The sequence below is a fragment of the Novosphingobium sp. TCA1 genome (assembly GCF_009811895.1).
Taxonomy (GTDB): domain Bacteria; phylum Pseudomonadota; class Alphaproteobacteria; order Sphingomonadales; family Sphingomonadaceae; genus Novosphingobium; species Novosphingobium panipatense_A.
The window spans coordinates 99,335-110,680 of record NZ_BLJH01000020.1 but is presented as its reverse complement, the minus strand read 5'-3'; the positions used below and the strand labels follow the sequence as shown (position 1 = coordinate 110,680).

Below are 11,346 nucleotides of genomic sequence, written 5' to 3'. Positions count from 1 at the left end.
AAGCGGCGGCGGTGCTGTCCAAGCTCGGCCTCAAGGTCACGCTGCTGGAGGCGCTGCCGCGGGTGCTGGCGCGCGTGGCGGGTGAGGAGCTTTCGACCTTCTACCAGGACGAGCACCGGACGCACGGCGTCGACCTGCGCACCGGCGTGGCCGTGGAATGCCTCGAAGGCGATGGGCATAAAGTCACCGGCGTGAAGCTGGCGGACGGCGAAGTGCTGGCCGCCGAGGCGGTGATCGTGGGCATCGGCATCGTCCCTGCGGTCGGCCCGCTGATCCTGGCGGGCGCGGCGGGCGCGAACGGCGTGGATGTGGACGAATATTGCCGCACCTCGCTCCCCGACATCTATGCCATCGGCGACTGCGCGGCCTTCGCCTGCGACTTTGCAGGCGGCACGGTGATGCGCGTGGAATCGGTGCAGAACGCCAACGACATGGGCACATGCGTGGCCAAGGCGATCTGTGGAGACGAGAAGCCCTACAAGGCCTTCCCGTGGTTCTGGTCCAACCAGTACGACCTCAAGCTCCAGACCGCGGGCATCAACCTGGGCTTCGACCAGACGGTGATCCGCGGCAATCCCGAGGACCGCAGCTTCTCGGTGGTCTACCTCAAGGAAGGCAAGGTCCTCGCGCTCGACTGCGTGAACATGGTCAAGGACTACGTCCAGGGCCGCAAGCTGGTGGAGGCAGGCGCAAAGCCCGATCTCGCCGCGCTGGCGGACAAGGACAAGCCGCTCAAGGAATTGCTGTAGAGGCTACGGGATCCTCCCCGCCGCGCGGTGGGGAAGCCTGCAAGCGCCGCGCGGCCCACTGCGCTGCCTCCGCCACGGCGGGGTCCGGGTCATCCAGCAGTGCCGAGACTTGCGTCATGAATGCCGCATTTCCGCTGTTTCCGGCGGCATAGAGGCAGTTTCGCACGAAGCGGTCGCGGCCGATGCGCTTGATCGGCGAGCCGGAAAACAGCTTGCGAAAGCCCGCATCGTCCAGCGCCAGCAGTTCGGCAAGGCGCGGCGCGGTCAGTTCGGCGCGGGGCAGGAAGGCTTTCAGCCGGTGCGCGGTCTCCGCGAACTTGTTCCAGGGGCAGACCGCCAGGCAATCGTCGCAGCCATAGATGCGGTTGCCCAGGCCCTCGCGGAATTCCTCGGGAATCGGCCCCTTGTGCTCGATGGTGAGGTAGCTGACGCAGCGCCGGGCATCGAGGCGATAGGGGGCGGGGAAGGCCTGGGTCGGGCAGGCGTCCTGACAGGCGCGGCAGGAGCCGCAGCGGTCGCGCCCTTCGGTGGAAAGCGGCAGCTCCAGCGTCGTGTAGATCTCGCCCAGGAACAGCCAGGAGCCGTGATCGCGGCTGACCATGTTGGTATGCTTGCCCTGCCAGCCCAGGCCGGCGGCGGCAGCGAGCGGCTTTTCCATGACCGGGGCGGTATCGGTGAAGACCTTGACCCCAGCCGGACCCAGCCCGCGCCTGTCCGCTTCCGACACCAGCCAGCGGGCCAGGTTCTTGAGCGCCTTCTTCACCCAGTCATGATAGTCCGCGCCTTGCGCATAGACCGAGATGCGGCCCACCTCCGGCGCATCGGCCAGGGCAAGCGGATCGGCGGAGGGCGCATAGCTCATGCCCAGCGCGATCACCCGCCGTGCCTCGGGCCAGAGCCCTTGCGGCGAACGGCGATGATGGGCGCGGTCGGCCATCCATTCCATCGACCCGTGCATCCCTGCCGCCAGCCACGAATCGAGCCGTGCCGCCCGCTCCGGGTCCTCCTCGGCAGAGGCTACGCCGAAGGCGCAGAACCCCAGTTCCCGGGCTTGCACCTCGAGATCGCGGGTCAGGGCATTCAGAGCGTCGTTAACCAAGCTTGCGGACTCTTCGGTTCATAGGGCAGGCGAAAGGGGCAATACGATGGACGCCGCAGTAGGAGATTGGTCCTTGGTCAGCAACTTGGCCAGCAACTTGGCCAGCAACTTGGCCAGCAACTTGGAAGGCCATCCCCTCGCGATCGAGGCGCGGGGGCTGGTCAAGCGCTTCGACGGCTTCACCGCGGTAGGCGGGGTGGATCTCAGCGTTCCGGTGGGCGCCGTCTACGGCATTCTCGGCCCCAACGGCGCGGGCAAGACCACGACATTGCGCATGCTGCTGGGCATCATCGATCCCGATGCGGGAACGCGCAAGGTGCTCGGCGCCGCGCGGCCGCACGACGTGGCCCATGCCATCGGCTACCTGCCCGAGGAGCGCGGCCTCTATCCCGCGATGAAGGCCACCGAAGCGATTGCCTTCCTTGGCGCGCTGCGGGGCCTGCCGCTGAAGGAAGGGCGCCGCCGTGCGCACGAATTGCTGGAGCGGCATGGCCTGGGCTATGCGGCGGACCGGCAGATCCGCCAGCTTTCCAAGGGCATGGCGCAGCAGGTGCAGATTCTCGGCACCTTGGTCCACCGGCCGCGACTGGTGATCTTCGACGAGCCGTTTTCCGGGCTCGATGCCCTCAACCAGGGCAAGCTGGAACGGATGATCCGCCAGCTTGCCGAGGACGGCACGACCGTGATCTTCTCCACCCACGTCATCGCCCATGCCGAGCGCCTCTGCGACGATGTGGCCATCATCGCCGGGGGCAAAGTGCCCTTCGCCGGGCCGGTGGACGCGGCGCGCGACCGGATTCCCCGGCAGGTCCGCCTCGAAACGCGCGCGCGGGACGGGCGGTGGCGCACGGCCCTGCCCGAAGACGCGCGGCAGGAAGGGGCGTTCTGGAGCTTCTCGCTGCCGGACGGCGGCATAGAGCCGCTGCTGCGCGCCCTGATCGAGGGCGATGCGGGCATTCTCTCGCTGTCGATCGAGCGGGCCGGGCTGCACGACGCTTTCGTCGCCATCGCCGGGGAGGCGGCGGCGCGGGCGCTGGAAGCCGGCGAACTGGAGGACGCACGATGAACGGGCGTCTCTCCGTCCTTGCCGCCGCCTGGGTCGTCGCAAGGCGCGATTTCACGGCGATCCTGTTCAGCCGCAGCTTCTTCTTCTTCCTGCTGGGGCCGCTGTTCCCGGTGCTGATCGCGGTTCTGGCGGGTAGCCTCGGCTCGCGCGTCGATGCCAGCCAGGAGCGCGCGGTGCTCGGTGTGGCGATGGCGGCGGCGGATGTGGACGCGCTGACACGCGCGCGGGCGCAGCTCGCTCCGGCATTGGGAGACGATCTGCCGGAACTGGTGGTGATCCGCAGGCTGGGGCAGGGCGAAAGCTACGATGCAGCGCAGGCCATGGCCGAGCGCAAGGCGCATGTCGCGGCGATCGTGACCGGGCCGGTTTCCGCGCCGGTGCTCACTGGGTCGCGCGGCCTGATAGAGGCCTGGCGCGGGCCGGTGTCGATGCTTTCGGCGCAGGCGCGCGCGGGCACGGCGCTCACTTATCCGGCCGTCGTGCTGAAGCCGGTCGCCCGCAGCAGCGCCACCGAGCGCAAGGGCCGCTTCGCCACCGCACAGGGCGCGCAGACCCTGCTGTTCCTGCTGACCATGATGCTGGCGGGCATGGTCCTGTCCAACCTGGTGGAGGAAAAGGGCAACAAGATCATCGAAGTGCTGGCAGCGGCCGTGCCCATGGATGCCGTGTTCCTGGGCAAGCTGTTCGCCATGCTCGGCGTTTCGCTGGTCGGTATCGCGACATGGGCGGGGGTAGGCGGGCTGCTCTGGCTGGGCGGGGGCTTCAGTCCCGAACGACTGCCCGATCCGGCGGTCGGCTGGCCGCTGCTGATCGCTCTGGGCGTGGTCTATTTCGCCATGGCCTATCTCCTGCTCGGCTCGGTGTTCCTGGCGATCGGCTCCATGGCGACCACGGTTCGCGAGGTGCAGACCCTGTCCATGCCGGTGACGATGGCGCAGCTCATGGTGTTCTTCTTCGCCAGCTTCGCGATGACTCAGCCGGGGAGCATGGTGGAGATCGCCGCCGTGCTGGTGCCGTTCAGTTCACCTTTCGCGATGCTGGCGCGCGCGGCGCAGGAACCGGCGCTCCTGCCGCATGTCCTGGCGATCGGCTGGCAGATGCTCTGGGTGGCCCTGCTGGTGCGGGGCGGCGCGCGCCTGTTCCGCGCGCGGGTGATGAAATCGGGGCCGGCAGGGAAGGCGAAACGCGCCGGTCGCCGTTTTCCGCGTTTCCATTGAGCGCCCGCCAAGGGCGCGCCGTTTTCTGGTACGGACGGCGGGACTCGAACCCGCACGATCAAGGATCAAGGGATTTTAAGTCCCCTGCGTCTACCATTCCGCCACGTCCGCACGATGATCGGCCACCTGTCGGTGTCTGCGCGCGATCTGGCAGATCGCGCGCTGCGGAGCAACCGGGATGAACGAGTTATGCCGCTCCGGCGTTCTCGTTATTCCACATTGAGTCGCGCGCGCATTTCCTTGCCGGGCTTGAAGTAGGGCACCCGCTTTTCAGGCACCACCACGCTTTCGCCGGTACGCGGATTGCGGCCGGTGCGGCCGTCGCGGTGGCGGGTGGAGAAAGCGCCGAATCCGCGCAGTTCGACACGGCCGCCGTCGGCCAGGCGTTGGGCGATCTCGTCGAAGAAAGTATCGACTGCGCGCTCGACATCCTCGGCGCGAAGTTCGGGATTCTCCTTGGCGAGAGCGAGCAGCAGTTCGGATCGGATCATCGCATGCTTCCCTAAAAAGTTGCCCTTCGGAAAAAACCCGAGGTCACAAACCGGATCACGGGCGAATCATAATATTTCGCGTGACTTGGTTCCACCAGCACAAGAAAATGCCATTCCGGTGGTTTTCGCGCAATGGCTCACCGGAGGTAGGGAAATCCCGGTGCCATTTGCCCGCCAAACCGCCGGTTTGCCAGCCCTCTCCCCATTTACACGGAGGATTTGGCCGCTAACGTCCCCGCTTTCAAGCTCGCGCGACCAGTTTCTGGGGCGGGCTCTCCGGGCGACAGGATCAAAGAAGGGCGCATGAAAGATATCGCAAGCTGGAACGAGGGGGACTGGATCGCCGCGATCGGTGCCGTCCTGCTCTTTGCCGTACTCGCCATCGGCGGCGTGATCGCCACCCGCAAGAGCGAGGAATTCGTTGGCCATCCGCGCGGCCTTTTCGTGCTGTTCTACGCCGAGATGTGGGAGCGTTTCTCCTACTACGGCATGCGCGCGCTGCTGATCCTCTATCTGACAAAATTCTGGCTTTTCAATGACGGTAGCGCCAATCTGATCTACGGCGCCTATACCAGCCTGGTCTACATCACCCCGGTGCTGGGCGGCTATCTGGCCGACCGCTACCTGGGCCAACGCAAGGCGGTGCTGTTCGGCGGCATCGTTCTGGCGGTGGGCCACCTGTTCATGGCCTACGAGGGCATCCACGGCGCCACCGACCCGCTGGTGAAACAGGCGGATCCGGCGATCAACGTGTTCTGGCTGGCCCTGGCGCTGATCATCGTCGGCTCGGGCTTCCTCAAGGCGAACATCTCGGTGATCGTCGGTCAGCTCTACAAGATGACCGATTCCCGCCGCGATTCGGCCTATACGATCTTCTACATGGGCGTGAACACCGGCGCCGCGCTGGGCACGATCCTGGTCGGCTACCTGGGCGAGACGATCGGCTGGTCCTGGGGCTTCGGCCTCGCCGGTATCGGCATGGTGCTGGGCCTGCTCATCTTCGTGGCCGGCAAGCCCGCGCTCAAGGGCCGGGGCGAGCCGCCCAAGGCCCTGGCGAAGAAGGGCGAACTGACGCTCTACGGCATCGGCATCGGCTCCGTCGCGGTGATCTGGTTCCTGATCCAGTACGTCAGCGTGATCCAGTCGCTGCTGGTGGTCTCGGGCGTCGCGATGCTGGGCTACACGCTCTACGAAGCCTTCAAGCTGCCCAAGGAACCGCGCGAGCGCATCTTCGCGATCCTGTTCCTGATCGCGCTGAATCCGATCTTCTGGGGTCTGTTCGAGCAGGCTGGCGGCTCGCTGAGCCTCTATACCGACAAGTTCGTGGACCGCGGCGGGGTGCCGACCAGCCTGTTCCAGTCGATCAACCCGATCTACATCGTGCTGTTCGGCCCGATCTTCGCGGCCCTGTGGCAGTACCTCGGCCGCAAGGGTATCGAGCCTTCGGCCCCCGCCAAGTTCGGCCTCGCACTGATCCAGGTCGGCCTCGGCTTCCTGGTGTTCGTCTGGGGCGCGGGCAGCGGCGATCCGGCGGCGATGACCTCGGTGCTGTTCGTGTTCCTGATCTATGCGCTCCACACCACCGGCGAGCTTTGCCTTTCGCCCGTGGGCCTCTCGGCCATGACCCGCCTTTCGCCGCTGCACCTCGGCAGCTTCATCATGGGCGCCTGGTTCTACATGACCGCCGTGGGCAACTTCGTGGCGGGCAAGATCGGCGAGGCCACCGGCGGTGAAAGCGGCGTCATGAGCAAGGACGTGACGCTGGGCATCTATTCCACCATCGGCTGGACCACGATCGGCGTCGCAGTGGTGGTGCTGGCGCTCTCGCCGCTGGTCAGGCGCTGGATGCATCTCGATACGCTGGAAGACCGGGCGATCGACCGCGATCTGGCGGGCCAGAAGGAGATGGGACTGGAGGCGCAGGAAGCAGGCTTCCACCCGGAACCCAAACCGCACTGACACCAGAACCGGCCCGGCGAACCAGCGTTCGCCGGGCCGGATTTCATTTGAACAGGGGAATTACGACATGAGGGTATCGCCGGCATTGCGGCGCTGGTCGTCCACGCTCGTCCTGGGCGCGGCACTGGCGCTGGGCGCTACGGGCGCGGATGCGAAGAAGCAGGACAAGAAGGCGGCGGCGATCGTCGCCGATCCTTATCCGTCCACCTACAAGTCCTATCCCGGCACGCCCACGGCGCTGGTCGGCGCTACCGTCTACGATGGCCTCGGCGGCAGGATCGACAGGGGCGTGGTGTTGTTCCGCGACGGCAAGCTGGTGGGCATCGGCGGCGCCGACATGGCGATCCCCGAAGGCTTCACCAGGATCGACGGCACCGGCAAGTTCGTGACCCCCGGTGTTATCGACATCCATTCGCACCTCGGCGTCTATCCCTCGCCCGGTGTCGATGCGCTGTCGGACGGCAACGAGATGACCAGCCCGACCACGCCTGATGTCTGGGCCGAGCATTCGGTCTGGCCGCAGGATCCGGGCTTCACCCGTGCGCTGGCCAATGGCGGCGTCACCAGCCTTCAGATCCTGCCGGGCTCAGGCAACCTGATCGGCGGCCGCGCGGTCACGCTGAAGAACGTGCCGAGCATCACCGTCCAGGGCATGAAGTTCCCCGGCGCGCCTTATGCGCTGAAGATGGCCTGCGGCGAGAATCCCAAGCGCGTCTACGGATCGAAGGGACAGAAGCCCTCCACCCGCATGGGCAACTTCTCGGTAGACCGCCAGGCCTGGATCGATGCGCGCCAGTACATGGACGGCGACCATTCCGAGCGCGATCTCGGCAAGGATACGCTGGAAGGCGTGCTCAAGGGCGAGATCCTGGTCCAGAACCACTGCTACCGGGCCGACGAGATGGCGCAAGTGATCGATATGGCCAAGGAGATGGGCTACAAGGTCACCGCCTTCCACCACGCCGTGGAAGCCTACAAGATCGCCGATCTCCTGCGCCAGAACGACATCTGCGCCGCCGTCTGGGCCGACTGGTACGGCTTCAAGATGGAAGCCTACGACGGCATTCCCGAAAACGCCGCGCTGCTGGCTAATGCAGGGGCCTGCGTGGTGATCCACTCGGACGACGAGAACGGCATCCAGCGCCTCAACCAGGAAGCCGCCAAGGCCCAGGCCGACGGCCGCCGCATCGGCATCGACATTCCCGACGCCAAGGTCGTCGGCTGGTTCACCTACAATGCCGCCAAGACCATGGGCATCGGCGACAGGACCGGCAGCCTAGAGGCGGGCAAGATGGCCGACGTGGTGCTGTGGAACGGCAATCCGCTCTCGGTCTATTCGCGACCGGAGAAAGTGTGGATCGACGGCGCCCTGATGTTCGACGCGCAGGACGCCAAGCGCCGTCCGGTCAGCGATTTCGAACTGGGCCAGCCCGGCGAAGGAGACGTGAAATGAGCCGCCGCGCCCTGATCATCGCCGCGCTTGCGGCCACTGCGCTGCCCGCCATGGCATCGGCACAGGACTTCGCGATCACCAATGCCACGCTCGCCACGGGCGACGGTGGCGCGCCGATCGAGCATGGCACCGTCGTGGTGCGCGGCGGCAAGGTCGTCGCCGCCGGAGCCGGGGTTGCCGTGCCTGCCGGGGTGCAGAGCGTGGACGGCACCGGCAAGTGGGTCACGCCCGGCCTGTTCTCCGCCGTCACCGACCTCGGCCTGTGGGACGTGGAAGGGGTTGCCGACAGCAACGATACCGAGGCGGACAAGTCGCCCTTCAACGCCGCGCTCGATGTGGCACCGGCGATCAATCCCTCGAGCGAACATATCGCCGTGAGCCGCGAAGGCGGCGTCACCCGGGCCAGCGTGGCGCCCTTCAACGGCGATTCGATCTTTGCCGGACAGGGCGCGCTGATCGATCTGGGCACGGGCGCCGATCCGGTGAACAAGGCGCGGGCCTTCCAGTTCGTGGAACTGGGCGAGGCCGGTGCCAAGCTGGCGGGTGGCAGCCGCGTCGCTGCCCATGTGGCGCTGCGCAATGCCCTGCGCGAGGCGCGCGACCTGGCAAATGCGCCGAGCGGTGCGCGCAGCAGCGACGCGATGCTCACCCGCGCCGATGCGCTGGCACTGGCGCCGGTCCTCAGCGGCAGCCAGCCGCTTTACGTCGGGGTCGAGCGCGCGGCGGACATCCGCAGCGTGCTGGCGCTCAAGACCGAGTTTCCGGGGTTGAACCTCGTTCTCGTGGGCGCGACCGAAGGGTGGCTGGTGGCCGGCCGGATCGCGGCGGCCAAGGTGCCCGTCATCACCATGCCGCTGCGCGACCTTCCCGCCAGCTTCGAAAGCCTTGCCGCCACCCAGTCCAATGTCGGGCGGATGAAGAAGGCGGGCGTGAAAGTCGCCATCGGCATGTTCGCGGGCGGTAACCAGCCGCGCTATGCCGCGCAGCAGGCGGGCAACCTCGTGGCGCTCGGCAAGCTGCCGGGCGCGGCGGGGCTGACCTGGGGCGAGGCACTTGCCGCGATCACCTCGGTTCCGGCCGAGATCAGCGGCATGGGCGGGAAAGAGGGCGTGCTGGCGCCGGGCGCGGTGGGCGATGTCGTCCTCTGGGACGGTGACCCGCTGGAACTCTCCTCGGCCCCGGTCGAAGTCTATATCGACGGGGTGAAGCAGCCGCTGGACAATCACCAGAGTCGGTTGCGGCAGCGCTACAAGAGCCTCGATCGGACTTACCTGCCCAAGGCTTACGACTGGTAATAAAAAAAGGGGCCTTCGGTATCGCCGAAGGCCCCTTTTTACCTTACCGCCAAGCCGACGACGAACGTTCCGTCAGGCCCGGGCCTCGTTCACGCCCGCGCTGTTGTGGCGCAGGGCCTTGAGCACGGTGTCGACGATCTGCGGGGCATTGAGCCCGGCCTCGTCGTACTGCGCCTCGGGCTTGTCGTGGTCCTGGAAAATGTCCGGCAGGCGCATGGTGCGAATCCTCAGCCCGGCGTCGGTCAGGCCTTCGTCGCTGGCCATCGTCAGCACATGCGCGCCGAGGCCGCCGATCGCGCCCTCCTCGACGGTCACCACCACTTCGTGGCTCAGCATCAGCTTGCGGATGAGGTCGGTGTCGAGCGGCTTGGCGAAGCGCAAGTCGGCAACCGTGGTGGAAAGGCCCTTTGCCTCCAGCACATCGGCGGCCTTGAGCGCTTCGCCGAGGCGGGTGCCGAGCGAGAGCAGGGCGACCTTGGAGCCTTCCCGGACCACCCGGCCCTTGCCGATTTCCAGAAGCTGCGGGACTTCCGGCAGGTCCACGCCCACGCCGTTGCCGCGGGGATAGCGGAAGGCGATTGGGCCGTCGTCATACTGAGCGGCGGTGTGGACCATATGCACCAGTTCCGCCTCGTCGGCGGCGGCCATCACCACCATGTTCGGCAGGGTGGCCAGATAAGTGACGTCGAACGAACCGGCGTGGGTGGCGCCGTCGGCACCGACCAGACCGGCGCGGTCGATGGCGAAGCGTACCGGCAGGTTCTGGATCGCCACATCATGGACGACCTGGTCGAAGGCGCGCTGCAGGAAGGTCGAGTAGATCGCGCAGAACGGGCGCATGCCCTGGGCGGCCAGACCTGCCGCGAACGTGACCGCGTGCTGTTCGGCAATGCCGACGTCGAAGCTGCGCTTGGGATAGAGCTGCGCGAACTTGTCCAGCCCGGTGCCCGAAGGCATGGCGGCGGTGATCGCGCAGATGCGATCGTCCTTTTCCGCTTCGGCGACGAGCGCCTTGGCGAAGACGCCGGTATAGCTGGGCGGGCCCGCCGGGGCCTTGGCCTGTTCGCCGGTGATGACGTTGAATTTCTGCACGCCGTGATACTTGTCGGCCGCTTCCTCGGCAGGGGCGTAGCCCTTGCCCTTCTGGGTCACGACATGGACCAGGATCGGCCCTTCGGCGGCATCGCGCACGTTTTCCAGCACCGGCACCAGCGCGTCGAGGTCATGGCCGTCGATCGGGCCGACGTAGTAGAAGCCCAGTTCCTCGAACAGGGTGCCGCCCATGGCCATGCCGCGGGCGAATTCGTCAGTCTTGCGGGCGGCGGCGTGGAGCGGGCGCGGCAGGCGGCGGGCGAACTTGCGGGCGAGGTCGCGCAGGCCGAGGAACCGGCCCGAGGAAACCAGCCGCGCGAGATAGGACGAGAGGCCGCCGACGGGCGGCGCGATCGACATGTCGTTGTCGTTGAGGATGACGATCAGGCGGTTTCCAGCCTCGGCGGCGTTGTTCATCGCCTCGTAGGCCATGCCCGCGCTCATCGCGCCGTCGCCGATCACGGCAATGCCGCGGCCCGGCTGGCCCTTGATCTTGTTGGCTACGGCGAAACCGAGCGCGGCCGAGATCGAGGTGGAGCTATGCGCGGTGCCGAAGGGGTCGTATTCGCTTTCCGAACGCTTGGTGAAGCCGGAAAGGCCGCCGCCCTGGCGCAGGGTGCGGATACGTTCGCGCCGGCCGGTGAGGATCTTGTGCGGATAGGCCTGGTGGCCCACGTCCCAGATCAGCCGATCCGCTGGCGTCTCGAACACGTAATGGATCGCGACGGTCAGTTCGACCACGCCGAGGCCCGAGCCGAGGTGCCCGCCCGTCTGGCCGACGGCGGAAATCATCTCGGTGCGGAGTTCGTCGGCGAGTTGACGCAGATCGGCAGGCTTCAGCTTGCGGAGATCGTCAGGCGTGTCGACGGTGTCGAGGAGCGGCGTGGCCGGGTTGGCTGTCATGGTCTGCTTGTACACTTTACGT

General features: G+C 66.8%; 9 protein-coding genes and 1 tRNA gene. 6 read left to right on the top strand and 4 right to left on the bottom strand.

Annotated elements, in window-relative coordinates; translation table 11 throughout:
- A partial coding sequence (locus tag NTCA1_RS20190; RefSeq protein ID WP_159831626.1) for an NAD(P)/FAD-dependent oxidoreductase occupies positions 1-749 on the top strand: 749 nt, incomplete at its 5' end.
- Here NTCA1_RS20190 and queG read toward each other — a convergent pair.
- Entirely contained in the window at positions 733-1,848 is a 1,116-nt protein-coding gene (gene queG, locus NTCA1_RS20185) for a tRNA epoxyqueuosine(34) reductase QueG (protein WP_159831625.1), read from the bottom strand. The genes NTCA1_RS20190 and queG overlap by 17 nt on opposite strands.
- Before the next feature lie 46 nt (positions 1,849-1,894).
- Here queG and NTCA1_RS20180 point away from each other — a divergent pair, with 46 nt between their 5' ends.
- Positions 1,895-2,914, top strand: a complete 1,020-nt coding sequence (locus tag NTCA1_RS20180) for an ABC transporter ATP-binding protein (RefSeq protein WP_159831624.1) — start codon at positions 1,895-1,897, stop codon at positions 2,912-2,914.
- Positions 2,911-4,131: an ABC transporter permease gene (locus NTCA1_RS20175; RefSeq protein ID WP_159831623.1), complete on the top strand. Its 1,221-nt coding sequence runs from the start codon at positions 2,911-2,913 to the stop codon at positions 4,129-4,131. Before NTCA1_RS20180 ends, NTCA1_RS20175 begins: the two co-directional genes overlap by 4 nt.
- Positions 4,132-4,157: 26 nt before the next feature.
- Here the strand turns inward: NTCA1_RS20175 and NTCA1_RS20170 are convergent.
- Positions 4,158-4,242 (bottom strand) — tRNA-Leu (locus NTCA1_RS20170).
- A gap of 98 nt (positions 4,243-4,340) precedes the next feature.
- Entirely contained in the window at positions 4,341-4,622 is a 282-nt protein-coding gene (locus tag NTCA1_RS20165) for an integration host factor subunit beta (RefSeq protein ID WP_086493352.1), read from the bottom strand.
- Positions 4,623-4,925: 303 nt separating this feature from the next.
- Between NTCA1_RS20165 and NTCA1_RS20160 the strand changes: the two genes are divergently transcribed.
- The 3 genes from NTCA1_RS20160 (at position 4,926) to NTCA1_RS20150 (ending at position 9,329) form a co-directional block, all read left to right on the top strand.
- Positions 4,926-6,581 carry a peptide MFS transporter gene (locus NTCA1_RS20160; protein WP_159831622.1) on the top strand — a complete coding sequence of 552 codons (1,656 nt, stop codon included), beginning with the start codon at positions 4,926-4,928 and terminating at the stop codon, positions 6,579-6,581.
- A gap of 67 nt (positions 6,582-6,648) precedes the next feature.
- On the top strand, positions 6,649-8,034 hold the full coding sequence (locus NTCA1_RS20155; protein WP_159831621.1) for an amidohydrolase: 1,386 nt from the start codon (positions 6,649-6,651) through the stop codon (positions 8,032-8,034).
- On the top strand, positions 8,031-9,329 hold the full coding sequence (locus tag NTCA1_RS20150) for an amidohydrolase family protein (RefSeq protein WP_159831620.1): 1,299 nt from the start codon (positions 8,031-8,033) through the stop codon (positions 9,327-9,329). The genes NTCA1_RS20155 and NTCA1_RS20150 overlap by 4 nt, the downstream gene beginning before the upstream one ends.
- Before the next feature lie 72 nt (positions 9,330-9,401).
- Here NTCA1_RS20150 and dxs read toward each other — a convergent pair whose 3' ends face one another.
- Positions 9,402-11,324, bottom strand: coding sequence for a 1-deoxy-D-xylulose-5-phosphate synthase (gene dxs, locus NTCA1_RS20145; protein ID WP_159831635.1), 1,923 nt, complete (start codon positions 11,322-11,324; stop codon positions 9,402-9,404).
- Positions 11,325-11,346: the final 22 nt, after the last annotated feature.

Excerpts from the sequence above, each read along its gene's own strand:
- NTCA1_RS20150 (WP_159831620.1), top strand. The coding sequence starts at position 8,031 with ATGAGCCGCCGCGCCCTGATCATCGCCGCGCTTGCGGCCACTGCGCTG.
- NTCA1_RS20155 (WP_159831621.1), top strand. The coding sequence starts at position 6,649 with ATGAGGGTATCGCCGGCATTGCGGCGCTGGTCGTCCACGCTCGTCCTG.
- NTCA1_RS20175 (WP_159831623.1), top strand. The coding sequence starts at position 2,911 with ATGAACGGGCGTCTCTCCGTCCTTGCCGCCGCCTGGGTCGTCGCAAGG.
- NTCA1_RS20160 (WP_159831622.1), top strand. The coding sequence starts at position 4,926 with ATGAAAGATATCGCAAGCTGGAACGAGGGGGACTGGATCGCCGCGATC.
- NTCA1_RS20180 (WP_159831624.1), top strand. The coding sequence starts at position 1,895 with ATGGACGCCGCAGTAGGAGATTGGTCCTTGGTCAGCAACTTGGCCAGC.
- NTCA1_RS20165 (WP_086493352.1), bottom strand. The coding sequence starts at position 4,622 with ATGATCCGATCCGAACTGCTGCTCGCTCTCGCCAAGGAGAATCCCGAA.
- dxs (WP_159831635.1), bottom strand. The coding sequence starts at position 11,324 with ATGACAGCCAACCCGGCCACGCCGCTCCTCGACACCGTCGACACGCCT.